Raw genomic sequence first — 26,283 nt, forward strand, 5'->3', positions numbered from 1 at the left:
CAACCGGAAGTGCATCTGCGTCCGAATGCGGTGGTGCCGTACAAATCGGTCGCCGCGGTGATGGCCTCGGCCCAGCGTCTTGGGGTGACCAAGATCGGTATGGTCGGCAATGAGCAGTTCTTGAAGTGATCCATATAAATCAAGCTCTGGACACTTCAATGGTCAATTCTTGATGTATTATAAAAAACGGCAGGGGCATCCCTGCCTTTTTTCATATTTGCCAGAATGTGTACTTTCAGGTCACGAATATGTACCTTTCTGAGTTTATTTAATTTATTGATTGAGAGATCAACATATGAAGCAACTTCGCTTTTCTCGTATCGCTGTCATGTTTGCAGCAATCGGTTTTGCTGCCGTACCAGAATTAACCAATATCGCAGCTAATACTGCTTATGCACAAGAAGCAATGCGTCCTGAAATTGGTCGTATTGTGCAGGCGGCAGGTGAGTTGTTTAAGGCGAAGAAGTATAAAGATGCTTTGTCTAAGATTCATGAGGCTGATAGTGTCAGCGGTAAAACTGTCAACGAAAATTTTACGATTGAGCGTATGCGCTTGTCGATTGCATCCGCTGCTGGCGATAACGACACTGTGATCCGTGCTGCCGAAACGATTATCGCCGCCGGTAAGTTGCCGTCAAAAGATCAGTTGCAGATGATACAGGTATTGGCAAATGCTTATTACAAGTCGGGCAATTACTCCAAAGCTGCTCAATGGTATAACCGCTATTATGCTGATGGTGGTACAGACCAGTCCTTGCGTCCTTACCTGATCCAGGCAATGAATCAGGGTGGTGACAGTGCTAAAGCGCTCAAGGAAGTAACCGCCGATCTGGCGGCAGATGAAAAAGCTGGACGCACACCTAGTCTGGCGAATCTGGAATTCTATGCTGATGCGGCGCGCAAACAAAAAGATATGGCTGGTTACTCCAGTGCGCTGGAAAAAATGGTGGCATATCATGGCAAAAAAGAATATTGGGTGAATTTGCTGAATAACGTCGAGCGCAAGCCGGGTTACTCTGCTCGCCTGAAACTTGATTTGCTGCGTCTGAAACTGGCTCTGGGTCAGGTGACAAAAGCAAACGACTTCATGGATTTGTCTTTGATGGCAATTCAGGCTGGTTACCCTGCTGAGGCAACTAAAATTATCGAAGCAGGTTACAAGGCGGGTGCTTTAGGCACTGGTAATGATGCTGAGCGTCATAAACGTTTGCGCGATATGGCAGCCAAGGCGCTTGATGAATCAAATAAAGGCGCAGCGGCCGTAGAATCTGAAGCAAAACAAAGCAAAGATGGAAATGGTCTCGTTAGTCTGGGTTACGCCAGTGTCACAGCCGGTAAATTTGATCAGGGCCTGGCAATGATGGAAGAGGGCATCAAAAAAGGTTCTCTGAAAAATCCGGAAGACGCTAAATTGCATCTGGGTATTGCGCAATTCCAGGCTGGTAAAAAAGCCAATGCAATCAAAACCTGGAAAACCGTGCAAGGCAATGACGGTACTTCGGATCTGGCGCGTTACTGGACAATTTACGCGAATCAGAAGTAACTTATTTCTGCTTGTTAAAAAGGGTGCTGATCAGAGCACCCTTTTTTTATTGAGCCTGACTTTCAGACTCATCATGTGGTAATGAAAATTGGCATTAAGCGCGGATATTAACCGTGAGGTTTTCTACCGCTTTTTGCATTCGCTACCAATGTTTTGCTATTCGGTGCCGAAGCCTTATTGCGTTGCGTAGGCTTAGCGTGAGAGGCAACTGTGATGTGGCGGGATTTTGCGAGAACAGGGACCTGGATTTGCAAATTTTGTCCTGCGTTGACGTTATCACGCTTCAGATTATTCCAGCTCTTTAAATCGGCAACGCTGACCTTGTAGCGCTGGGCGATGCTATTCAGATTGTCTTTTTTGCCAACGCGATAATGTAATTGGCGCGTTGCGATTCCTTTTTCTATGACTAACTGAGCTTTGTCAGCAATCTCGGGCGATATATCCTGATCGGGTGTTTTTTCCGACTTTGGAACCAGAATAGTTGAGCCTGCTTTGACCAGCATGCTTGCCGGAATCATGTTCACTTCACGGATAAATTCCGGTTTGTGCCCAAGTTTATGCGCGAGTGACTCAATTTTTTCAGTTTTTGCTACTGTATAAGTGGACCAGCTTGAAAGCGGGCCTTGCCACTTACTGAGGTTTTCCTTAAACAGGGCAGCATTGTCTGTCGGTAATAAAATCTTGGTGTCGCTGTTGCCGGTAATGACAGGGCGGTTGAATTGTGGGTTGAGTGCGGTGAACTCATCCATTGGCAGTTCTGCCAACTGCGCAGCGACGCGAACATCAATATCCCTGGTTTTTTCAACGGTGACAAAGTAGGGCTGATTCTCGAGCTTAGGCAGTGCAATATTAAATTGCTCAGGGTGGCCGATGATGTTTTTGACTGCTTGTAACTTCGGTAGATAATTTCTTGTTTCCGCTGGCATCAGCGCGGACATGCTGTCGAAGTCCACAGGTAAGCCCAGCGCCTGCTGTTTTTTGATCGCGCGTTGAACCGAGCCTTCACCCCAGTTATATGCGGCAAGAGCGAGTTGCCAGTCTCCGAACATTCCGTACAGGCGTTCAAGATAATTCAATGCTGCGTCTGTCGAGTCGAGGACGCCGCGTCTGTCATCCTTAAACATGTTTTGTTTAAGATTGAAATCTTTTCCGGTGGCGGCCATAAATTGCCACATGCCGCTGGCTTTTGCGGTTGAAATCGCCTGCGGATTAAAGGCTGACTCGATAAATGGCAGTAACGCCAGTTCAGATGGCATGCCGCGCTTTTCCAGCTCTTCAACGACATGATACAGATAGCGCGATCCGCGCTGGACCGTGCGCAAAATGTAGTCGGTTCGCGTGCTGTACCAGGTCAGTTGATTATCTACCAACTTGTTGCTCAGATCTGGTATCGCATAACCAGCGCGTATACGCTCCCACAAATCGGCTTCCTGATTTGTGTAAACGAAAGGCGTGATTTCGGCCGGAGAATTAACTACAGAGGGGGAAGTGTTGCGGCTGATGCTGGCTTCTGGTGCATTACTCAGAACAGCGAGTGAAGATGAATCTGCGTGACTGATATTAGGAAGTGCCCAGAATAGTAAGGCAGAGGCCGTAAAAGCAATCAGAGGGCGGGTTTGGTGTCGTAATCGTTTCATAGGCGGGATGATGTGCTCATCGACCATGGTCGACTTTGATAGAAGAATCGTAAGAGTGTACGCAAGGGCAGGCGGGTGCGTCAAGGGAAATGTCATTGTGCTGACATTTTAATCGGCTTCATAAAGGAGATGCGAGGAGTTTGCGTCTCAATGGCACTACGTTAGATGTGACTTGGATAAAGATGCGGATTTTGTAATTGTTTGTGACTGTTTTAGTGCTTCTTTTTTAGCTCTTTTTACGATGTGCGGATAGGTAGCGCACGGATGCAGAATCCTCGATGTCTATTCCGCCATTTATCCTACAATGTCAGCCTGTAATTTTCCGACTGGCTCTTTATGATTTTAATTAAAACAGGTTTGTCTTTGATCGCCGTGACGGTTTTGATGTCGATATCAGCGTACGCCACGGCTGATACGATGATTGAAAATGCGAATGGTTACACATTAAATCGTCAGCAAAAATTGATCCGCTTTGATTCGATTGTTTTTGATGATAGTGGAAAAATCACCGCGGTCGGACGTAGTAAAAATCTGCTCCGGCAATTTCCTCTGGCGCAGCGTATTAATCTTCACGGCAAAACCTTGTTGCCCGGACTGATTGACGCACACGGACATGTGCTGGCGTTGGGGCACCATCAGGCGCAGTTAAGTTTGCGCGAGACGCGGACTTTGGCTGAAGCGCAGGGGCACATCAGCGATTACGCACAACGCTTTCCGTCACAGCAATGGATACTTGGCGGTGAATGGAATCAGGTTAACTGGGATTCGGGCCGCTTTCCAACCGCACACGATATTGACGCCGTTGTCAGCGACCGTCCGGTCTGGCTGAGCCGGGTCGATGGCCATGCCGCTTGGGTAAACAGTCGCGCGATGCAACTGGCCGGTATTGGCCGTGATACGCCTGATCCCGTTGGCGGCAAAATAGAGAGAGATGCGCAGGGCAATCCTACCGGTATGTTGATCGACAATGCGATGGATCTGATTCAAGCGGTCATCCCTCCCGCCAGCGATGCCGGTAACCGTATGGCGTTGGATGCAGCTTTACTCACACTTGCGCAGTTCGGCCTGACCAGCGTGCATGACGCCGGTGTGTCTGCCGAAGCTGATCGTTTGTTCCGTGAATACGCTGCAAACGCCAAACTCAGTGTTCGTATTTACGGCATGATCAGTGGCACCGATGATTTTTTTGAGCGTATTTCCACAGAGGGGCCTTTACTTAGCGGCGGACAGGATCGCTATGCTTTGCGTGCCGTCAAATTGTTTGCGGACGGTGCGCTCGGTAGTCGTGGAGCTGCGCTGGCGGCGCCATATTCAGACGCGCCCGACACTTCGGGCTTATTGTTTCAAACGAAGTCGGCCATGGCAGTGATGATAAAAAAAGCGGCTGACAAAGGTTATCAGGTGAATGTGCATGCGATTGGTGACGCGGCCAATCGCCAGATACTGGATGGTTTTGCGGCTTTACCTGCAACAGAAAGGAAGGCCGCGCGGCACAGGATAGAACATGCGCAAGTCCTTGCTGTTGAGGATATTCCTCGTTTTAAGTCGCTCAATATTATTCCCTCTATGCAGCCTGTACATGCCACCTCAGACATGACGATGGCTGAGCAAAGGGTGGGGCATGAACGCATCAAGGGCGCGTATGCATGGCGCCACTATTTAAAGCAAGGATCGCGCATTGCCTGTGGTTCCGATTTTCCGGTCGAGTCAGCCAATCCGTTCTGGGGGATACACGCGGCAGTAACGCGCCGCAGCCGCGATGGTGAACCTTTGCAGGGCTGGTATGCCGATCAGGCAATGACGCTGACCGAAGCTTTCCGCTGCTTCACGCTGGATGCCGCGTATGCTGCCCATCAGGAAAATATCATCGGCAGTCTGGAGAAGGGAAAATGGGCAGACTTTATCGTTGTAGATCGTGACATGTTCACGATTCCGGCACAGCAGATACATCAGATTCAGGTAGTGCAGACCTGGCTTGCGGGGAAAGTGGTTTATCAGAATGAAGCGCCTTCTCTGAAATAAACGCTTCGTCAGATCAGTTGCTATGTGAATCGTATGTTGAATAAGTGCGCCTGCATTCTCGCCGGGTTATGCGGCAGGAATGCAGGCGTCGTTGATCAGGCACTCATGCAAAACACGTTCAGTTTATTGCCATCGAGGTCGCGGAAATATCCGGCGTAAAATCCACTGTCTCCGCGCGGCCCCGCAGCGCCTTCATCTTTGCCGCCGAGTTCAATGGCTTTGTTGTAGACCGCATCCACTTTTTCTTTTGAATCGACGATCAGCGCAACCATCACACCATTGCCGACCGTTGCTGCTTGCCCGTTGTAGGGTTTGATAATGCTCAGTCTGGCCTGATTCGGGCTATTGCCCCAGGCGATAAATTCTGCTGATTCCATCGCGCGTTTGGCGCCGATTACCGCCAGCAAATTGTCGTAGAAATGAGCTGCGCGTTCAAAGTCGTTTGTTCCCAGTGTGATGTAGCCGATCATATGTTCTCCTTTGGTGTCATGTCAGGCGCAGTTGCGCATGTTTTTATTGCATCATTATTGTGCCAGTAAAAATACAGAATTGTTGGCTCAGGCATGTTCTGACGCCAGATTAAATTGCAATGCAGCCAGTTTTGCATAGACACCACCTTGCGCAACCAGACTGGCATGGGTGCCGGTTTCAACGATACGACCATGTTCCATCACGATGATTTTATCGGCCCGCTGCACCGTTGCCAGGCGGTGCGCAATAATCAGCGTGGTGCGGTCTTGCATCGCGACTTCCAGTGCACCTTGCACCAGACGTTCTGATTCAGCATCCAGTGCGCTGGTGGCTTCATCGAGTAACAGCAATGGCGGATTTTTCAGTAAGGCGCGGGCGATCGCAATCCGCTGCCGTTGGCCGCCCGACAGGCGCACGCCACGTTCACCGAGAAATGATTGATAGCCTTCCGGCAGCTTTTCTATGAATTCATGGGCTGCCGCCATTTTTGCGGCGGCGATCACTTCGGCGTCGCTGGCATCTGCGCGGCCGTAGCGAATGTTGTCCATCGCATTGGCCGAAAAGATGATGGTCTCTTGCGGCACGACGCCAATTGCATTGCGCAGTGTGTGTAAATCGAGATCGCGGATGTTTGCCCCATCGAGTTGAATTTCTCCGCTTTGCGGATCATAAAAGCGCAGCAGCAATTGAAATAAGGTAGTTTTCCCTGAGCCGGAAGAACCGACGACAGCGATTGTTTGTCCGGCGGGAATATCCAGCGTGACACCGGCAATAGAGGCGGTATCCGGGCGCGATGGATAATGAAAGCGGATGTCGCGTATCGATAAACTGGCGCCGCCCGCTTGCTTCACCGTACGTTGCGGCAACTGCAGCGGACGTGCTGGATTTTGTATTGGTGACTGCACTTCCATTAATTCCAGCAAGCGTTCAGTTGCACCGGCAGCGCGTTGCGCATCGCCCATGACTTCCGATAAAGCGCCGAGGGCACCGGCGACGATGGAGGCATACAGGATGAATTGTCCGAGTTCGCCGCCGCTCATCGTGCCGTCCATGACCGCACGGGCACCCAGCCACAGCACGAAGACGATGGCGCCGAACACCAGCAAGATCGCCATCATGGTCAGCAGCGAGCGTGCGCGTATGCGGCGCATGGCGGTGCCGAATGCGTTTTCCACGGAATGTGCAAAGCGTTGTGCTTCGATGGTTTCGTGAGTAAATGCTTGTACCGTCGGCATCGCATTCAGAATTTCACCGGCAATCGCAGACGCATCAGCGATTTTGTCTTGTGAATCACGCGACAGCTTGCGCACACGGCGACCAAACAAAATGATCGGCAACACCACCAGTGCCAGCATCACGATGATGATGGACGAGAGTTTGATGCTGGTGATAAACAGCATCACCAGACCGCCGATAAACAGCAAGACATTGCGCAGTGCCATCGAAATGCTGGTGCCGACCACTGTTTGTATCAGCGTGGTGTCGGTGGTCAGGCGCGACAGCACTTCGCCGGTTTGTGTGGTTTCAAAAAACTGTGGGCTCTGCGTAACCACATGCGAATACACTGCATTGCGGATATCGGCGGTGACACGTTCACCCAGCCACGACACCATGTAAAAGCGGGCGGCCGTCGCGATGCCAAGAACGCAGGCAACAGCAAACAGCGCGAGGAACGTCAGATCCACATGTTGAATGTTGCGCTGCCCGTTGTGAGCAAAGCCCAGATCGATCATTTGCCGGAATGCTGCTGGAATCGCCAGCGTCGCACAGGCCGCGACCAGTAAAGCGATACCGGCAAGAATGAACTGGCGGCGATAGGGGAGCAGGAAAGGGAGCAAACCTTTGAGTGTGCTCAGGCTGCTGCGTTCCTTGGGGATGTCAGTGCTCATAGTGGATATCGACCGTTTGAATGTATGTGAAATAGCGAAACAGCTACATGAAGACCTTCAGCAGGAAATCAAGCGCTTGGAATGAGGAAGCTGGTATAGAAATGTAACAGGCTGCTGCGGTCTATGCTGGCGATTATGTTTTGAATATGCTTTGCGCTTTCGGCGGGTGAGGTACGCGTGTTTGTTTTATCTTGCTGTCAACAATGTTGCAGTGGCAGCCGTTGTAGCAGTTCTTCCGGACTTCTCTCTTTTTCATCATGCGCCTTTCTGATTATGGATTACGTACATTACTGACTTGCTGCGCCATGACAGGCGTGCTGTTACTGAGCGCTTGTCAGAGCACCATCAATCGTATGAATGACTGTCGCAGCGGCGACTGGCAACTGATAGGCAATAAAGATGGTAAGGATGGACTGGACAGAAATTTTGAAGAGCGTCGGCGTTTTTGCGTCTCGGTCGATGCCGATAAAATTCGCACCGAATCGGCCGGTTTATATGAAACTGGCTGGGTGGCCGGGAATCAGCAATTCTGGTATCAACTCGGACGGGACGATGGTCGCAAAGCTTTTCCGATGACGCAATATCTGGTGCAAAGCACTTCTGCGCGTATTCGCGATCTGCACACGCCCCTGAATCAGCCTTCTTACGAACAGGGATGGCAGCAGGGCATCAATGACTACTGGTTTAACACCGGTATGAACGATGGTAAGGCCGGGCGCAATGCCAGCGAAGAAAAGGTGCATGCGACGAACCCTGGCAGCGCAGGCTTTCGTGCCGATGCTTATCGTCAAGGCTGGAACGAAGGTAATTACAGCTATTGGGAAAACCTCGGATATCAGGACGCCCACGTAGGTATACCCGATTCGACATTGACAAGCCATGCTGCAGCGGCGAAAAGTCGTGAACTGCTTGTGCGTGAGGATGCGTATCACAATGGCTGGAATCGCGAGATCGTTGAATACTGGAAGCAATTGGGCTGGAATGATGCCGTCAGCGGACGCGATATTCAACTGCGCCGCGACGATGCCCGCCGCCGTGGTTTGAAAATCATGGAAGCAGAATATCAGCAGCAGTGGCAGCGTCGGCTGATGCAATACTGGGAAGAGGTGGGAACCGCAGATGGTTACGGCCAGCCTTTCCAGCTTGAACAACGCATGAACAATGCGCGCAACGATCAGGTGTTCGTTATTCCGCAGACGCGTGACATCTACACGCAAGCGTGGAATCGCCAGAATGCCGCTTACTGTACGGTCGATAACGCGTTTAACTGGGCGCGCCAGAATCAGCGCATGGCGATCGAAGTGTGTCCGGTATCTTTACAGTTCCGTCTGCAGCAAGCGCAGATGAGCGGGCGCGATTATGAAGATATCAGCCACCGTTCCCGATCTTTGCATCGCGAAATCGGTGAGCAACAGGATAAATACCGAGACGCCGAGCAAAGGCTGAATCGTCTCGAAGCAGAAATACGTCGCAATCAGGACGACAAGAATCGCCCGAATAATCAGGACAACGTGAATGTCGACCGCAGAAATGAGCGTGACCGCAACGAGCTGCGCGACCAGTTGCAATCGTTGCGCCGCCGTATCGACGATATGCGCAGCCGCGAATCTCGCTATGAACAGCAATTACAGCAAATAAAACGGGATCTGCGGTTTTGATCGGGCTGACACCGTGTTGTGCAACTGCCAGATTGCTGCGTAATGGCTACTCCGCGCTATTTTTGCCTGAATTTTCATATACTCCCCCCATTATTTGATGTTTTTGCCCTCATGTCCTTATAAACAAAGGGCTTCAAAATATACTGGGGGGGAGTATATTTTTGCTCCAAAACGGCCTCTGCAAGCATTTCCGACATCACCTGCCTGTGATGAGACGTTTGTCTCGTTTCGCCGAAATAATTGGCTTCCGCTGGCGGCAAACCTATCCAAGCCGATCTAAGCCTTATATAATCGTGCGACTTGATCGGGAGAGCGCCGTGACATTGATCTGATTGATCGCATGCACAGCCGCCGAAGGGGCTACAACCCAAAAACTCTCAGGCAAAAGGACCGGTCAGCGGGGCATGCAGATGCCTCACACTCTGGAGAGCGGTAGCGGCAGATATGTTTATTTTTATAAATATTCGCCGTACTACCCACCGAAGGTGCGCACGAGACTGCAAATGATTTTGCACTCGTAATCTCTCAGGTATCAGGACAGAGGGGTATGCGATTTTTCGCATGCGGCGAGCTATGTTCGTCAGCGTGCGTTTGTTCGTCCCTTCTAATCTGGTAACGAGGCATTCATGACGCAAGCAGCGACATCACTCAAAGTAACTCCTCTCAATGCAGCCCATCGTGCGGCTGGCGCAAAAATGGTTGATTTCGGCGGCTGGGATATGCCTGTCAACTATGGTTCCCAAATCGAAGAACATCATGCGGTACGTACTGATTGCGGTATGTTCGATGTGTCGCACATGTGCGTGGTCGACCTGCGTGGCGAGAATGTGCGTTCTTTCCTGCGCGGTCTGGTTGCCAATAACGTCGATAAATTGCAAGTGCCGGGCAAAGCGCTGTATTCCTGCATGCTGAAACCAGAAGGCACGGTGATCGACGATCTGATCATTTACTTCTTCAGTGAAAACTGGTTCCGCCTCGTCGTCAATGCTGGCACAGCAGAAAAAGATGTGGCATGGATGAATGCCCGCAACGCTGCGACAAACAGCGGCATCACTATCACTCAGCGTCGCGATGGCGCGAATGCGTTTGCACTGGTCGCAGTACAAGGCCCGAATGCGCGTGCCAAAGCATGGGAAGTGCTGCCGGAAACCAAAGCCGCCAGCGCCGATATCAAACCATTCAATGCCGTCATCGTTGAAGGCACTGCATACGGTGAAGTCATGGTGGCGCGCACTGGTTATACCGGCGAAGACGGTTTTGAAATTGCGGTGGCGGCAGACCGCGTGAATGATTTGTGGAATGCGCTGGCTGCAGTCGGCGTCAAACCTGCAGGTCTGGGTGCGCGCGATACCTTGCGTCTGGAAGCCGGGATGAATCTCTACGGTCAGGATATGGATGAATCCATCAATCCACTCGATGCCGGTCTCGCATGGACGATCGATCTGGTTAGTGAACGTGATTTCACCGGTAAGCAAGCTTTGCTGGAACAAGGTCAGAAAGCGCAGTTCCTCGGTCTGATTCTGCGTGAAAAAGGCGGCATCCTGCGCGCACATCAACAAGTTGTGACGGCCCAGGGCAACGGCGAAATCACCAGCGGTACTTTCAGCCCGACCATGCAACAAGCGATTGCGCTGGCGCGTTTGCCTATGGGTGTTGCCATCGGTGACACTGTGCATGTGGTGATCCGCGATAAACAACTCGCGGCAACGGTGGTGAAATTACCGTTTGTACGCAACGGTAAAATTCTCGCTGTCTGATTTTCAGTACGCAGCAAACGGCTGCCGGTAATCTGGCAGCCGAAAAATGTCGCCGCAAAAAATTTAAGCATTATTTTAAGCATTATTTTTAGTATTTTCCTTTTTGAATAATTAACACTCCGGAGTCCACCATGAATGTACCAGCAGATCTGAAATACACTTCCTCTCACGAATGGGTACGCGTTGAAGCCGATGGCACGCTGACAGTCGGCATCACAGACTTCGCGCAAGATGCATTGGGCGATATCGTGTACGTGGAATTGCCAAAAGTTGGCTCAACGCAGACCGCGGGTAAAGAATGTGCTGTGGTTGAATCCGTCAAAGCAGCTGGCGATATTTATTCACCAGTCAGCGGTGAAGTGGTTGGCGTGAACGAAGCATTGGCTGATGCGCCTGAATCCGTGAATACAGATGCATTCGGTGCATGGCTGTTCAAACTGAAACCAGCGAATGCAGCAGACGTTGACGCTTTGCTGAGCGCTGAAGCGTACGCTAAAAATATCGGCTGATCCTGACGCAAATATGATCCTGATCTGCGCTGGCAACGATGTCAGTGCAGGTGGATTTCCCCAGAATACTTCCTGTCGTTCATCTACCATGACCCGTCCCTCATTGTCTCAACTGGAAGCCACTGACGCTTTCATTTCCCGCCATATTGCCCCGTCTGACGCTGAACAAGCGAAGATGCTGGCAGTGCTTGGCTATGCTGACCGTACCGCGCTGATTGATGCGATTGTGCCTGCCAACATCCGTCGTCACGATGTCTTGCCGCTGGCTGACTTCACTGAACCGAAAACGGAGCAGGCTGCGCTGGCGCAATTGAAAGCGCTTGCCGGTAAAAATAAAGTGCTCAAGTCTTTCATTGGACAAGGCTATTACAACACGCATACACCGGGCGTGATTCTGCGTAACATCTTTGAAAATCCAGCCTGGTACACCGCTTATACGCCTTATCAGCCTGAAATTTCTCAGGGGCGTCTGGAAGCGATGCTGAATTTCCAGACCATGATCACCGATCTGACTGGCATGGATATCGCCAATGCTTCCATGCTGGATGAAGGTACTGCCGCTGCTGAAGCGATGACGCTGATTCAACGTGTCGGCAAATCCAATTCCAATGTGTTTTATGTAGCCGCAGACGTGTTGCCGCAAACCCTGGAAATTATTCACACCCGGGCAAAGCCGCTGGGCATAGAAGTCCGTATTTGTAACGGTACGGAAGCAATAGAAAACGAGTGTTTCGGCGTTCTGCTGCAATATCCTGGAGTGAATGGCGATGTGCGCGATTACCGTGAATACGCCGCCGCGATCCATGCAAAAGGCGGCATGGTGATTGCTGCCGCTGACTTGCTGGCGCTGACCTTGATCACGCCGCCGGGCGAGTGGGGTGCTGATGTGGTTGTCGGTAACAGCCAGCGTTTTGGTGTGCCGCTGGGTTTTGGTGGCCCCCATGCAGGTTACATGTCGACACGTGATGCGTTCAAGCGCAGCATGCCGGGTCGTCTGGTTGGTGTGACCGTGGATGCGCAAGGTCAGCAAGCGTATCGTCTGGCATTGCAAACACGCGAACAACATATCCGCCGCGAAAAAGCGACATCCAATATCTGTACAGCACAGGTCTTGCTGGCGGTGATGGCGTCGATGTATGCGGTGTATCACGGCCCAGACGGTTTGCGCCGTATCGCCCAGCGCGTACAGCGTTTCACGGCAATTCTGGCGGCAGGCGTGCAGCAACTTGGTTTGAGTCTGGCGAACAGCACTTACTTCGATACGCTGACAATTAATGTGAGCGATGCGGGTGCGGTGCATGCGGCAGCAACGGCGGCTGGTATTAATTTGCGTCAGATCAGCGCGACGCAAGTCGGCGTTTCGCTCGATGAAACCGTGGTGCGTGAAGACATCGTCAGTTTGCTGACGGTGCTGGCGCAAGGTAAAAATGTGCCGGATTTTGCCGCGCTCGAAACTGCTGCGACAGAAACCGTACCGTCAACACTGGTGCGCAGCAGCGCGTTCCTGACGCATCCTACTTTCAGTCGCTATCATGCAGAGCACGAAATGCTGCGTTATCTGCGCAGTCTGGCCGATAAAGATCTGGCGCTGGATCGCAGCATGATACCGCTGGGTTCATGCACGATGAAGCTGAATGCGACATCTGAAATGATTCCTGTGACCTGGCCTGAGTTTTCCAATATCCATCCGTTTGCACCGGATGATCAGACCGTTGGTTATCGCGAAATGATAGCTCAGTTAGAAGCGATGTTGTGTGCAGCAACGGGTTACGCCGCGGTTTCCCTGCAACCGAATGCCGGTTCGCAAGGCGAGTATGCAGGTTTGCTGGTCATCAAAAAATACCATGAATCGCGTGGCGATCATCACCGCAATATCTGCCTGATTCCTTCGTCGGCACATGGTACCAACCCGGCGTCCGCTGCAATGGCAGGTATGGAAGTTGTTGTCGTGGCATGTGATGAGCGCGGCAATGTTGATCTGGCAGATTTGCAGGCGAAAGCAGAAAAACATAGCGCCAATCTGGCTGCGGTGATGGTGACTTATCCATCCACCCACGGTGTGTTTGAAGAAGGCATCCAGCAATTATGCGAGATCGTTCATCAGCATGGTGGTCAGGTGTATGTCGATGGTGCGAACATGAATGCGCTGGTCGGCGTGGCGGCACCAGGCAAATTCGGTGGTGACGTCAGCCATCTGAATCTGCATAAGACATTCTGTATTCCACATGGCGGCGGCGGACCTGGTGTTGGCCCTGTTGCGGTCGGTGCGCATCTGGCGCAATTCCTGCCGAATCAGACATCGACCGGCTATGTGCGTGGTGAACAGGGCATCTCTGCTGTCAGCGCCGCTGCGTTTGGCTCTGCATCGATTTTGCCGATCTCATGGATGTACATCGCCATGATGGGTGCCGAGGGCTTGAAGGCGGCTACCGAAACAGCAATCCTGGCGGCGAATTACATCGCCAAGCGCCTGGCACCGCATTACCCTGTGCTGTATGCAGGTCATGATGGGCTGGTGGCGCATGAATGTATTCTCGATCTGCGCCCATTGACCGATGCAACAGGCATTTCGAATGAAGACGTGGCAAAGCGTCTGATCGACTTTGGCTTCCATGCGCCGACCATGAGCTTCCCGGTTCCTGGCACGTTGATGATAGAACCAACAGAAAGTGAATCGCTGGCAGAACTGGATCGCTTCATCGATGCGATGATCACGATTCGTGAAGAAATCGCGAAAGTGGCTAGTGGTGAGTTTGATGCGAAAGATAATCCGCTGAAACACGCGCCGCATACCATCCAAACCTTGCTGTCTGCGGAATGGAATCATGCGTACAGCCGTGAAGTCGCGGCTTATCCGGTGGCCAGCCTGCGTCATCAGAAATACTGGGCGCCGGTCGGTCGTGCCGATAATGTGTATGGTGACCGTAATCTGTTCTGCTCTTGCGTACCGCTGTCGGATTATCAGTAATCTGTATTGAGTCCATAAGTAAAAAAGGCTGGTGTGTGCATCAGCCTTTTTTTATTTGTGTTACCGAGTAGCAGAAATTTTTACTCAAATTATTTTCAGATAAAAATCTCGTGATGGGGTTTTGTTTCCTACTTTCGCATCAGCACCGTAAAATCATCCGGCAAATAACCTGAAATAATCTCAGTAGCCGGGTCCAGCTGACGACAGAAATTCAGAACTTCATTCTGATCGTAAGCGCGTAAAACTTCATCGCTTTCAAACTGTGCCGCATCAAGTAAATTAAACACTACGCCCTTGTTTGCGGCTTCCCACATACGGCTGATGCTTTGCCACGGATGCAGGGCGTTCTCAGAGCGATAGTTCAGACTGCCTGAGGCGATAACGATATCTACCTCGGGTAAGCCTACTGTCAGAAAGTCTGCCTGAAAAAATTGGGTATTGGCTAATTCGCCGTAATGCAACTGAGCACCGTCGATGAACTCTTTTAAAAAATCGACGCCGAGGTATACAAAATCTTTGTAATGCTGATCTAGAAATGCTTTCAGATCACCAAAGCCGCAGCCTAAATCTAATACCGAACAGTGCGAAAAATCCCCCAGTTGCAGTAAGACCTGAAAGCGCCGGGTCTGGCTTTCCTGACTACGATACCCAAGCGCCTGTATGGTGCTGCCGTTCAACCTGCTGCGGTGAAATGCCTGCACCGTGGCTTTTTCTATGAGGTGCATATTACGAAGCTCAGGTGGTCAGAAAAGTAGTCTGATTTCATTTCAGTAGCCTCCTGTGGTCAGTGATGATATTTCTTTTCCATTGCTGAGCCAGTGCTCGTTATTGGCCGAGCAGTAGGTGATGTTCACCTTTAACTGGTGCGCCTGTAATTTCACATCAAAGGCGGTCGCTGCTTCGGGGTCGCTGATAGCCAGACCAATCACGGTCTCACCGGGCATGATTTTCTGTCCGATCAGGGGCATGCTGTTCCATTGCAGATTATTATCTGGGCCTAACACCGCTTCCAGTGCAGTCTTGGCATCGGCAATTGCCTGTCCATCCAGCAGTATTTCGACTTTCTTGATGATGGCATAGCCAGTTCCCTGATTCCTGATAACCCAGCGGAACCCTTTATCATCGTCCTGCAGTGACCACATAATGATAGGAAATCCTAGTCCTTGGCGCTGTGGCAGGGCATTTTGTCGTAATGGCACGTCACGTTTGGAACGCAGATAAAGATAACCAAAGAAAATGCCAGAGATAATAATCAGCAAGGAAATAATGAACGGCAATTTTCCTTTCGATAAATTGACCATATAGGGATCATAGAAAAGCAGTAAAGTAAAAAGCAGGAAGATGGGAATCAGCATCAGCGCTAATACCCATAAAAAGTATTTCTTCACCAGATTCTGTACTTCACAATACTTGAAATAGAGTATGGCTAAAGTAATTGCCAGTAACACCAGCAGTGTCAGCATTAATTGCAGATAGCCGCGATAGACGCAGGTGAATTTTTCGATAACGGAAGGTTGGTTTTCTACCTGATCTTGTTCACGGATATTTTTCAACACGCACAAAGCGATGCTTTTACCGTTATTGCATGACTGCGTCATATCAGTGATGGGCGTTGCCAGATTATTGAAATCAGGTGCCCAGAAACCAATTCCGCCAAAATTATCGCTTGCATACACGATATCGTCTTCCAGTTGCTGCCAGTTGTGATTGTCAAACTGCACAACCGGAATCACCCGACGTAAAAACCTCGCACGTCTTTCCCCATGTAAGCCCGCTTCATTTTCGATATCACCTTGTAGACGTTTCTTTGCATCGGAACTGGGTTCTTCTAACAAAACCAGGATGTATTCCTCGACGACAGGTTTATTACCGCCGGAACCGCTTAATTGCAGATCCGCCTTTTTCTGCAAGTTCACCAGATTGGACAGGCTTAAAGCGCTGCGTTTATTTTCCTGACTATTGGTAAAGGTGTCTTGTGATACCAGAATATTGAGCCAGACTTTATCCTGCGCTAACTCTTTACTCAGGTCAGCATAAAACTCATTGAAGAGTAGTGCAGCGTCGGCATCTTGCGGATAGTTTTGAAAATATATGGTGACGCCATCCCCTCGCGTCGGTGTTTTTGCAAGGCCGAAACTGGTGTACGGTCTTAATTTAGAAGCAGTATCGGTCAGTCTGGTATGCAATAACAAGGCAATATTACTCACCAGTTTTTTAAATACAGCTTGTTTGTTTGCCCTGGATTGTTTGCGCCAATCACCATTCCAGTCATTTTTTTGTATCACCCAATCTACTTTTGAATTGTATTGACGTGCAGTATTTAAGAACTGATTTTCTTTGGCATTGCCATTTCTTATATCAAAATTGTCTGACCCAAGATGCAGTTCGCCAACGTTGTCTACCGTTAAACCATAGTAAGCAACCCGGTTCAGTACCTGGAAGTTGATGGTCTGCGGCGTTTTCTGATTGTTCCAGTATGGGTAAAAACCATAAACTGTTCCGGAAAATTCATCTAAAGCGCAACCGCAGTCGCTGCCTTTTATCTGTATCGGAGAAATTTCGTCGGGGATGCGTTTTTTTGCGATGTTTTCAATCGCAACTCCCAGATAAGTCTGATAAATGCTTTGCACCAGAGCTCTGGAATTTCGCAGAGTATCGCTATCGCAGACGCTGAGCTGGGCACGCAGTTTTTCCAGCTCGCTGAACGCGTTATCGATGCTGCTTCCTATCGTGTTTTTTCCATCAATCGCTTGTGCTTGCAAGCTGCTCAGCTCTTTTTTAAGAAGAGAAAATTCTTCATCGCTCATTCTGAGCGTGCCGACAAAGCTGTTGTTGGATGGCGAATTCAGCTTGCAGGCACCGATGCTCATCGCGATTTTAGAAATCGCAGCAGTCCTGAAAAGGCTTACTTCCGGATAATTGACATCTTTGATTTGTTGTAATGCTCGAACGATGACTGCAGGCAGGCCGGTATTCTGTATGTTGCCTTTCAGCTCGCTTTTAATGATATTGATCGACTGTTCCGTCAGGTGCACGTTGTCGAACACCAGTGCTGCATCGGCAATATTATTGCGTTCATCGTCAGAGAGCAGTATGACTTTTTCACTGACTTCTTTCAGAAACTTGTCGAAATCATCCTTTTCCTTGAAGTATTGTGTTCCCTGTAAACGCAATTCATCGATGACGGCGGCAGGGAATTCGCTCGTCTGTTTTAACTTCGTCAGTGCAGCTTCATTGATGAGATAGCCATCGAATACACCTGCATTTCTTTCGATTAAAGGCCAGAGTTGCCGGATGAAATAATCGCGCCCACCCATTGCCTGAGATACGGCAACCCTGAGTGCTTCGGTTGAATTGAATTCTTTATCCTTTAATGTGCTCAGAATCTGAATTACCTGATCTTTACTGCCAAGAACTTCAAGATCTGCCTGGCTCAGGCTATAAGTAAAGTAAGCACTTTCATCGATGTTTCTGTTTTGGGCGATTCGTGGCGCCGTTTTTCTGCTACCGCGAAAGCGATTAACTAGATCTATCAGTTCGCTGTCATTTCCCTGGCGGCGGATCTGATAGTCTTTTGCTTTGATTTTCTCTGACTGAGATGAATCCCAGCTTTCAAATTCCGGGCTTACTAAAATTTGCAGTTCGCTTTTGTGTTTCTCACCGAAAGTTGCGATGCGGTTAATATTGTCGGCGAAGGCGTTCGCATAATCACCTTCCGTATTGACCTTGAAATTAAATCCGAATCGCTGCAGCCATGAAAGCGTGACGGGGCCGACGACGCCGTCACTTAAGGGGGCCTGTTTGAGTGCAAAGTCCCGCTTCCATTCAGCCAGATCCTGGTAGATCAAACCCAGTTGTTTTTGCATCTGTAGAACACTAGTTTTACTCATACCTTTAAAGTGTTCTTGCCGGATATTACGGTTGTAACCCGTGACGGCTACCACTTGTGTATTTGTAGCCGCTGTCGTTTTCTGTATCTCAGCAGGTTTATTGTTTTCTGCGCCTTTGCTTGAAGTTGGCGTTTCTGCTGACGCGACGGGGGCGCTGGCAGATGCGCTCTGGGCGTGACTGACACCGGCAGTCAGCAACAGCAGACTGGTGATTAGGGTGAGATTTCTCAGTATTACGCCCGGATTCATTCGTAAACGAAAAAACGCATCTGTCCGGCGATTTTCTTTTACTTGTGTAATATGGAATAGCGGTTTCACAATGTTTTCCCATCCTTCATCAATTCTCTGCTGATACCCGCCAGCAGGTCGTCTTGTATGATTACATCCCGATGATTTCTGACTGCCCGGATCGCAGCATAACGAGCCACATTCAGTAATGCGCCACCAGCAAGTTCATAGCGCTCCGCAATCTCTCCGAAATTCACATCTGGTGCCAGCTTTCCTGTGGTTCCGAAAAGACCTTGCCAGAGCCGCTCCCGCTGTTTTGCGTCCGGCATGGCGAAATAGACTTCACTCTGAAAACGACGCGAGAATGCGGCGTCAATGTTGGCTTTTAAATTGGTTGCGAGGATGATGACTCCGGGGAAGTCTTCGACCCGTTGCAGCAGATAAGAGATTTCCTGATTCGCATGGCGGTCATTCGAATTGCTCGTTTGTGTGCGCTTTCCAAAAAGAGAGTCAGCTTCGTCGAAAAACAATATCCAGCGTTTGTTCTGCGCCTGATCAAAAACGCTGGCCAGATTTTTTTCAGTTTCACCGATGTACTTTGATACCAGCATCGACAAGTCAATCCGGTAAACATCGGCATTCACGGCTTTGCCGATTAAGCTGGCAGTGAGTGTTTTACCGGTTCCGGGCGGGCCGTAAAATAATGTGCGATAACCGGGCTTCAGCGATTTTTCTAATCCCCATGTCTGTAGAATCTGGGTTGGCTGTTGCAGCCAGGTGACGATGTTTTCCACTTCTTCCATGACGTCGGCATTTAAGACCAGATCAGACCAGGTCAGTTGCGATTGCATCAGCTTGGCTGGAAAACTGGCGCTGAAATCAGGTTTGTGAATTTCTCCATCTGCCAGACGTTGCAGGTATTCGTTGCTGAGCGACAGGGCAGAGTTAAAGAAGGGTTCGCCACTGTCTTTCTGGTCCAGTTTGAGTATTCCATGCTTGTGAAAAAAATGCTCATCTCTGAACAGGCGGGCAACGGCAAAACGTCTTGCAAGGTCAGTTCCTGCCAGAATAAACGAAGCAGTTTCGCAGGTAGGTAAAAAACCAATGTGACTCTTTCCATGCCAGCCGCCAATTTCGCTATAAGGGCGTCCCAATACGGCATTCTGCATAGAAAAAATATCGAGCACCTGTGGTCGTAAATGAGGAATGAATGCGAGCATCAGTACGACACGCTCATAAAAACTCATGTTGTGTTCACGTACCAGACTCGCATAGGGGCTGGGGGACTGCGAGATATCTGGCGCAGGACAGCTTGCTTCCAGATCGATCTTTTTTTCGCTCTGCTGGAAATACGCATTCATGCGGGTCTCACAGACACGGCTGAACCAGGCAATTTCTTGTTCCAGACAATCGGCAATAGTATTTGTCATCATCATAAGAGCCATGATCAGTGATTAACGCCAGGTAACGTGCAAGGGTTCTGGCATCCATGGGAACTTAATCATGGAAAAGCTCCAGGGAAGACGATCTAACAGCATGTCGAACGTTGCTGATGGAATATGTAATTGCCAGCTTTCTTCTTGCTTGAATAAATGTCCTTCTCTTTGCAGAAACGTTTCACGCAGGCCCTGTATCGACGTTTTTCCGATCGCGCTCCAGTGTGTAATCACGCCCACCAGCATTTGCTGGATTACTTCCTTTTCATGCTCCGTCATCTGTATTCCTGCAACGATGGGGACGCCTCCGTGTACGCCGCATAATAGTTTGTTCAAGGTCAATTGATATTCTGGTGTTTGTTCTTCGCCTGTGACGATGTACTGTAAAAGATGTATTGCTCGTTGCGCTGCAGCGTCGTCGATAAAGGCTGAATTTTTTGTCAGTTCTAAAATACCGAACAGGCGTTGAATGTATGGCGCGACGATAACCAAGCCAGCATTCATGACATATGAATCTCTATTGAACATTGCCTGTTCCGCCGGAACCTGTGCCGATGTTTCGGTGCTTTGAGGGTGTGTTTGCACTACTTTTTCAATTTCAGTATGTTCGCGATATTCCTTGAGTAACTGCAGGCAGATATCAATGTCTGGCAACGGATATACGCTGCACAGCTCGCGCAGGAAGCGAGTGACAAATTCCTGCATTGTCAACGGACGTGACTTGGCAAACTGCGCTCGATAAATTGCTAACCACGTCTGCTTTAAAAAAATGGCTTGAGTTAGCTTCAGGCTGATTCCCAGCGCATTTTCTATCTGTGTTACTAACTCAGGTAATCGCATATCCAGTTCCGGCATAAGACAATGACATAGTCTTTGCAGGGTTGCGCAGGAAGCTGCTTCAACCAGCCGGGCGACAGCGACTTCCGAATGCAAGGCGAGCGATATTTCTTCACGGGCGGAAGAGGGCATCTCAAAGATTTTATCTAAGATAAAGTTCAGAAATTGCTCATCACGCATTGATAGTGGCGCATGCTTTTGCAGCAGCAATACACATTGCGAAATCCAGTTTTCCAGTGTTGCTTGTTTCGCCTGCGTACCATTCGCGGTCTTACTTACATTGCCATCAGACGATAGCAAAGATGGCTTCGTCAATTTCAACGCAGCCATCACCATCGCCTGGTAGATATAGTCAGGGTTTTCTGCTGTCTGAACAGATGCCGTTTGCTGGGTATTGATCAGGGTACCTGTAGTCTTGTCTGTGACATGAGTCCTGGCAGTATCGGTTTTTCTGCGGGTTTCTTCATGCAATACATTGGCTGGCGCAAGCTGAACAGCATTCCTTTCCAGATGTCGAGCAAGGCTTTTCCAGAATTCTCTGGTGGCTGTCGGATCGCTTTGCTTTAAACGGCGACGTAACTGTTGTTGCCATTCTTGCTTATGCCAGTCTGTCTCAGGAAATAGAACCTGAAGTGCAGCAAACCAATGCGGTGTCTGTCCGTGTTGGCTCGCCGCTTTCCAGTAAATGGCGATTTCTTGCGTAAGGGGATGAGACAAATGCTTTTCCGTCAGTGCCGTCAGAATTGTGGCGGCGACAGCAGAGACATCTTCTGAATCTGTCTTTTGCTCCAGAAGAGCATTAAACACGGACGCCAGGCTCTTTTGTTGGCACGTCATTAATGACATGTCGTTTCGTAACGCTTGTCGATAAATTTCCCATTGATGCCATAATTCTTCGAGAAGATGAGCTGCCGTCTCAGACAGCGCAGCGATCAAGTCCTTCAGTATCGCCGGATCGTGATCTGCGATTAGTTTGTTGCGCAGATCAATACGACGTAAATAACGCCGCTGTGCTTGCGCTAACAGATCACCATGATATTGAATCAGTTCAGGCCAGATATGGCTCAGCTTGTTTAACTGGCTATGCAACAAAGCATGGGCAAGCTGCCCGGTCAGTGTCGTTTGCGTGCTCATCGACAGAGGCGACTGATGGCTCGCTGTGACGTTATCTGGAGTATTGTCCCGCGTTGACGACAACTCATCAGGCGTGATTCTGTTCCAGGGGACCTGATGAATGAGCTCGACATATTGCTGATAGGCGATCTCATCTGCCGAATTATTCCGGCCACGCTTGTTTACGAGTGACCAGAATTGTTTATCCAGATGGAAGCTGGCATCGGCAATTTCCTGAAACGTTTTTACGATAGATGCTGGTGCCGTGTTGTTGATTGCTTGCAGTAAGTTCGTAAAAATTTCTGTAGATGTATTTGAAAAGTTAATTTCGAGTTGCAATTCATCTGACGGGTTTTCGTTAAGAACTGAGGATGCGGTTAAATTCAGCCATTGATAAACCCACTGACGAAACGCCAGTTTATTCAGAGTTGGTAAACGCTCTGTTGAGTAATTCGTTGTATCAGATACCTGCTTCGCGTGCCAATTTTCTCCGGTGATACCGATACTATTGATAACAGATGGTTGGGGGCTATTTATCGACGAGGTCGCTGATAAGAACTGCAGCAATTGTGAGTTGAATGACGCTTTATCCTTCGTTGCGGCATCTGGTTTAGTCGTGGGGATATACTCTGCTCCAGTAAGACCGCTCAACGGTGGCTGACGCAGATCGTCAATGGCGTATGTGCTTATTTCCGTTAGTTTTCCACGCAGTGTTTCCAGGTTCGGCAGATTGCCATTTTTTTCATTCAGGAGTTGCCGGATGATGTTGATATAAAAAAGACGAATGGATTTTGTTGTCAACGCCAGATTTTCCATTTCATCTAAAAATACAGATGAAATGCCTTTACTCGCAGCCTGATTCACCCATGTTGAAATGAACCGATGTAATTGGGCGCTGCGTAATATTGTCAATACTTCCGGCTGCCGTTTCAGCAGTGCAACGACGTCACTCCAGCCTGTCTCTGATAATAAAGCCTGATCAACTTGATTAAGTAACTCAATATTTTCCATGAGTGTGGGTTGGGTTGCACTTGTCTCGTGGTTAGCAGAGGCGAAGTATGCTTCGTCTAGATTTTTCGGACGGTTTTCAGCAGGATCGTCAGTCGTTGATTCGAAAGCTTGAGCTTGCTGGCGCGAGGTGGTTGGCTGATTTTCTGCTTTTTTTCGTAACGACTCTATGTCAACGTTTTCGCCATTTCTGATCGCTTCAAGTACATATTGCAGGAAAAGCTCTGGTGCGCTGGAATGTTTTTCCGCTTCTTTGATACTGGCTAACATCAGACTGAAATCTTTTCCTTCGTTAGCGTTTTGATGCCACATCAGCCAATGTAAATAGCGAAGTAATTCATTTCTGTTGAGACCTAAATTCTGCAGTTGTATCCTGTCTTGTTGCCACGCCCTGAAACTATCTGCCAAGGGCGTGCTCTCGTTTTTCAAAGATACGTTTTCCGATGGGAAAATATGACGCAGATACTTTGTATCAGCTAAGCGGGCGTCGTTACAGATGCGCCGTAAGCTATTTTCGTCAATGATCGATTTGTCTGCGAAAGCCACCATAAAAATATTTTTAATCGTCATTTTTTCTGACGATGGTTCTGCCTGCAAACAAAATGTGCATACCTTGTTCAAGATGACGTTGGCGGAAATTTTTTCTGCTGTTAACGAAATTGTTGCTCTGTTATCCGAGATAATGTTTGCCAGCGCAGTGGCGTAAACACTCAGTTCTTTTACATAGTGCGCAAAGTTTGGATGCAAAATCTGTATCAAGACAAGCTGTTTTTCTATCGGCAACTGGACAATTAATGTATTTCTCTGCGCATTGGTGAGTGAGAACCACGTAGTTTGTAATTGTCTGGTGTGACTCGCAATAAGTACGGGCCAGATTGCGTTTATCCGATGTATGTCTGCGCACTGAAAAGCAATAGTTAATTCATTCAACTCATCAGGAACAGCGTTAGTGTTTCCGCTATTTCTGATGGGAGTGTTGGTCACCAGCCTGGCGTTGTCAGCGTCGCTGCTCTCAAGCAGTTTTTCATCCAATGCAATAATCGCGTTGAGTTGTTCTCTGCTGAAAGAATTTTCTGGGCTGGCTAACAGCAAGGGAATAAGTCTTTCTATGGTAGAGAAAGAAATGCCATTTTTTGCCTGCAATATTGCCTGAAGTTCAGGGCGTATCGATGCATGCAATTGAAGAATGAGCCGGTGAAGCAGATGTTTCGGCAGGTTTTTCCACCACCTGCGCCAATGCTGATGTCGGATGCGAATCAGCAGAGGTATATCGTTTGCCAACGCGTATTCAATTGCAGTGGAAAGCGTGCTTACATCGTTGCTGCAAAGCGCTGATTGCAACGTAGATACTGTTGTGTAGTTATCCGTCTCGTTATCAACAACCGTAGTAGCAAGCTTAGTAGCGGCAGTGACTGGCGCATGATGCGTCAAGAGGGATGGTGCAGTCGCATTTTCAACGATCGACTGCAAGATGACAGCCAACGACGGTTGCTCCTGAATCAGTGTTTTTATTTTAGCGATAAAACTTTGTACTGATAAAGTCTGAGTCTTTGCAGTGAATAAAATGTCAAAGCCGGCGCGGGTCGCTGCATCAATCTGGCCGTGATAATCCAACTGGATTTTGGGTTGCCATACGCGACTGGCTTCTGTTTGTACAATTCTGCCGATGTCGCTCAGGAAGTGCAGCGGAAAATGGTCCAGCCATTGTATTTTGTAATCCGGTAATAACTTGAGAATCAGTGCCGGATGCTTGCTGATCAACAGATTCCATAGACCTGATAAACGCGGGATGTCAGCATTTTTTAATGCACTTAATATCTGGCTTTGGGGAATTTTTTTTGTAACTTCAGGTGTAGCTTCATTTTTTTCTATGACAACAATTTTTCGTGGCTCTGACCCGTGTACCTGTTTGGGAAATGGCGTAGCCAATATCCTGTTCCCTGCCAACATACGCTCCAGGTCTGCGACTTCAAGGCTATTGACCCGCGCAGATAGCGCATACGTAACAAGCTGATCCAGACACTCTTTACTGAGAGTGTGCAGATTATTCTTTAATTGTCCGCGGATGTACTCACTACAATGCTCTTGCAGGACAGCGATCAGATCAAGGCAACTTGTTACCGGAAATTCGCTTAACCACTGCTGCCAGCAATCATTGTGTTGTACCCGTATGGAATCGACGTTGCTATTGAATAGTTGATTCAACGAGGCGGCAGAGGTTGGATTTCCTTTGTCGGCAGAGGATAGTGCGGTCGTCGATTGCCGGCTTATATTCCTGTCGTCTGCATTTTCCGTAATGCTTGTATTTGATGTTGACGGGGACGAGATTTTTCCAGTCCTGGATTTCTCTTCTGAGGATGAATATTCTGCATTGGCAAGCGATCTTCTCGACGCCATTATCTTGAAGCGATACGAACGTGCAAGCTCGTCCGATATGCTGTTTATCGGTAATTTTTCTGATGACACAGAAATAGCCGTGGCTGAGCGAAGTTTTTGTATCGCCTCATTCATCGCAACACGTGACTGCCGTGACAAATATGAATTTTTTTCAAGAAAATTTTGGTAAATGTGGATTACCTGGTTTTTATTTTTTTGCTGGGCAGACAACCACGCTTGTATCACTGAGTCGAAATTCTTGTCAGCAGAATCAAGAAGCGGTAGTACCGACAACCAGAATTCTTCAATTAACGGACGGTTGTCATGAAGGGTGATCAGTTCCAGACTCAGCCAGTCAAACAATAAATCCTGATTATCTTCCGGCCACTCGCGTAACTCCTGACGCAATATGGCGAACAACGTGCCGGTATCAAATTGACGGATTAGGCGCAGTAAGCGGCGCTGATTCGACACTACATTGCGCAATAATTCATCGGGCGTTCCTTCGTCGAGTACGGCTTGCAAAAGTTTTTTATGTGCGTTTGTCCGGTCGCTTAAATACTTCCAACTGATTTGTCCTGTTTGCAGAAAGTCCAGCAGATGCTGATGTGCTTCGCTGGTGGCTTCCGGTGGGGAAATATCATGAGAAGAATCGCTTATTTGGAAATATAGGGCGTTGCGCAATTGAGCGTGCAGGCGGCGTGCTAATTCGGATTCTGATTCAGCCTGCAGAATACATCCCAAGTCGATTTCCAGTTTTTCTATTCGTTTAACTTCCTTTTTTCCTATCCCCAATTCGATACATATGTCATCCAATACCTGATCTATGACCGGCAGCAGAGACGATTTAATCCAATCAGCTGAGGTAGCGCCATCCGTTTGCATGTCAGCAAACGACAGATCAAACACTAAATGATGGATGAGATTGGATGTTCGCATTT

At 49.0% G+C, this 26,283-nt stretch carries 14 protein-coding genes and 2 riboswitches; of the genes, 7 read left to right on the forward strand and 7 right to left on the reverse strand.

The genetic code is table 11. From position 1 onward, the window contains the following. Together H8K29_RS18075 and H8K29_RS16250 are read left to right on the forward strand one after the other, a co-directional pair. Nucleotides 1–129 (forward strand): ExbD/TolR family protein (locus H8K29_RS18075; RefSeq protein WP_370527135.1); only part of this gene is annotated, 129 nt, incomplete at its 5' end. A 166-nt stretch (nt 130–295) separates the two neighbouring features. Then, on the forward strand, nt 296–1,543 hold the full coding sequence (locus H8K29_RS16250; RefSeq protein WP_186898434.1) for a hypothetical protein: 1,248 nt from the start codon (nt 296–298) through the stop codon (nt 1,541–1,543). A 107-nt stretch (nt 1,544–1,650) separates the two neighbouring features. Here the strand turns inward: H8K29_RS16250 and H8K29_RS16255 are convergent, their stop codons facing one another. After that, nucleotides 1,651–3,180: a transglycosylase SLT domain-containing protein gene (locus H8K29_RS16255; protein ID WP_186898435.1), complete on the reverse strand. Its 1,530-nt coding sequence runs from the start codon at nt 3,178–3,180 to the stop codon at nt 1,651–1,653. A 336-nt stretch (nt 3,181–3,516) separates the two neighbouring features. On the opposite strand from H8K29_RS16255, the gene H8K29_RS16260 reads away from it, so the two are divergent. Further along, a complete protein-coding gene (locus H8K29_RS16260; RefSeq protein WP_186898436.1) occupies nt 3,517–5,202 on the forward strand; it encodes an amidohydrolase in 1,686 nt (561 codons plus the stop codon). Between the two features lie 95 nt (nt 5,203–5,297). Here H8K29_RS16260 and H8K29_RS16265 read toward each other — a convergent pair whose 3' ends face one another. Beyond that, entirely contained in the window at nt 5,298–5,672 is a 375-nt protein-coding gene (locus H8K29_RS16265; RefSeq protein ID WP_186898437.1) for a VOC family protein, read from the reverse strand. Nucleotides 5,673–5,759: 87 nt separating this feature from the next. After that, nucleotides 5,760–7,562 (reverse strand): ABC transporter transmembrane domain-containing protein, encoded by a 1,803-nt coding sequence (locus H8K29_RS16270; protein ID WP_186898438.1) that lies wholly within the window; start codon nt 7,560–7,562, stop codon nt 5,760–5,762. 257 nt (nt 7,563–7,819) lie between these two features. Here H8K29_RS16270 and H8K29_RS16275 point away from each other — a divergent pair, with 257 nt between their 5' ends. From H8K29_RS16275 to gcvP, 4 genes are all read left to right on the forward strand, one after another. Continuing rightward, nucleotides 7,820–9,220, forward strand: a complete 1,401-nt coding sequence (locus H8K29_RS16275; protein ID WP_186898439.1) for a DUF2799 domain-containing protein — start codon at nt 7,820–7,822, stop codon at nt 9,218–9,220. Nucleotides 9,221–9,515: 295 nt separating this feature from the next. Continuing rightward, nucleotides 9,516–9,623, forward strand: a riboswitch (glycine riboswitch). 9 nt (nt 9,624–9,632) lie between these two features. Continuing rightward, a riboswitch (glycine riboswitch) is annotated at nt 9,633–9,771 on the forward strand. A gap of 75 nt (nt 9,772–9,846) precedes the next feature. Continuing rightward, a complete protein-coding gene (gcvT, locus tag H8K29_RS16280; protein WP_186898440.1) occupies nt 9,847–10,977 on the forward strand; it encodes a glycine cleavage system aminomethyltransferase GcvT in 1,131 nt (376 codons plus the stop codon). Nucleotides 10,978–11,108: 131 nt separating this feature from the next. Further along, nucleotides 11,109–11,486 (forward strand): glycine cleavage system protein GcvH, encoded by a 378-nt coding sequence (gcvH, locus tag H8K29_RS16285; RefSeq protein ID WP_186883752.1) that lies wholly within the window; start codon nt 11,109–11,111, stop codon nt 11,484–11,486. A gap of 88 nt (nt 11,487–11,574) precedes the next feature. Further along, entirely contained in the window at nt 11,575–14,454 is a 2,880-nt protein-coding gene (gcvP, locus tag H8K29_RS16290; RefSeq protein ID WP_186898511.1) for an aminomethyl-transferring glycine dehydrogenase, read from the forward strand. A gap of 128 nt (nt 14,455–14,582) precedes the next feature. On the opposite strand, the gene H8K29_RS16295 is transcribed toward gcvP, so the two are convergent. The 4 genes from H8K29_RS16295 to H8K29_RS16310 are packed head-to-tail and all read right to left on the reverse strand — an operon-like array spanning nt 14,583 to nt 26,281. Then, nucleotides 14,583–15,179, reverse strand: a complete 597-nt coding sequence (locus tag H8K29_RS16295; protein WP_186898441.1) for a trans-aconitate 2-methyltransferase — start codon at nt 15,177–15,179, stop codon at nt 14,583–14,585. A gap of 42 nt (nt 15,180–15,221) precedes the next feature. Then, nucleotides 15,222–18,662, reverse strand: coding sequence for a hypothetical protein (locus tag H8K29_RS16300; RefSeq protein WP_186898442.1), 3,441 nt, complete (start codon nt 18,660–18,662; stop codon nt 15,222–15,224). Beyond that, on the reverse strand, nt 18,659–20,005 hold the full coding sequence (locus tag H8K29_RS16305) for an ATP-binding protein (RefSeq protein ID WP_186898443.1): 1,347 nt from the start codon (nt 20,003–20,005) through the stop codon (nt 18,659–18,661). The genes H8K29_RS16300 and H8K29_RS16305 overlap by 4 nt, the downstream gene beginning before the upstream one ends. 21 nt (nt 20,006–20,026) lie before the next feature. After that, nucleotides 20,027–26,281, reverse strand: coding sequence for a contractile injection system tape measure protein (locus H8K29_RS16310; RefSeq protein WP_186898444.1), 6,255 nt, complete (start codon nt 26,279–26,281; stop codon nt 20,027–20,029). Between the last annotated feature and the right edge of the window lie 2 nt (nt 26,282–26,283).

The sequence above is a fragment of the Undibacterium sp. CY21W genome (assembly GCF_014284265.1).
Classification (GTDB): Bacteria; Pseudomonadota; Gammaproteobacteria; order Burkholderiales; family Burkholderiaceae_D; genus Undibacterium; species Undibacterium aquatile.

What these genes read in the sequence shown, in the direction of transcription:
- H8K29_RS16250 (WP_186898434.1), top strand. Translation starts at nt 296, where the DNA reads ATGAAGCAACTTCGCTTTTCTCGTATCGCTGTCATGTTTGCAGCAATC.
- H8K29_RS16255 (WP_186898435.1), bottom strand. Translation starts at nt 3,180, where the DNA reads ATGAAACGATTACGACACCAAACCCGCCCTCTGATTGCTTTTACGGCC.
- H8K29_RS16260 (WP_186898436.1), top strand. Translation starts at nt 3,517, where the DNA reads ATGATTTTAATTAAAACAGGTTTGTCTTTGATCGCCGTGACGGTTTTG.
- H8K29_RS16265 (WP_186898437.1), bottom strand. Translation starts at nt 5,672, where the DNA reads ATGATCGGCTACATCACACTGGGAACAAACGACTTTGAACGCGCAGCT.
- H8K29_RS16270 (WP_186898438.1), bottom strand. Translation starts at nt 7,562, where the DNA reads ATGAGCACTGACATCCCCAAGGAACGCAGCAGCCTGAGCACACTCAAA.
- H8K29_RS16275 (WP_186898439.1), top strand. Translation starts at nt 7,820, where the DNA reads ATGCGCCTTTCTGATTATGGATTACGTACATTACTGACTTGCTGCGCC.
- gcvT (WP_186898440.1), top strand. Translation starts at nt 9,847, where the DNA reads ATGACGCAAGCAGCGACATCACTCAAAGTAACTCCTCTCAATGCAGCC.
- gcvH (WP_186883752.1), top strand. Translation starts at nt 11,109, where the DNA reads ATGAATGTACCAGCAGATCTGAAATACACTTCCTCTCACGAATGGGTA.
- gcvP (WP_186898511.1), top strand. Translation starts at nt 11,575, where the DNA reads ATGACCCGTCCCTCATTGTCTCAACTGGAAGCCACTGACGCTTTCATT.
- H8K29_RS16295 (WP_186898441.1), bottom strand. Translation starts at nt 15,179, where the DNA reads ATGCACCTCATAGAAAAAGCCACGGTGCAGGCATTTCACCGCAGCAGG.
- H8K29_RS16305 (WP_186898443.1), bottom strand. Translation starts at nt 20,005, where the DNA reads ATGATGACAAATACTATTGCCGATTGTCTGGAACAAGAAATTGCCTGG.
- H8K29_RS16310 (WP_186898444.1), bottom strand. Translation starts at nt 26,281, where the DNA reads ATGCGAACATCCAATCTCATCCATCATTTAGTGTTTGATCTGTCGTTT.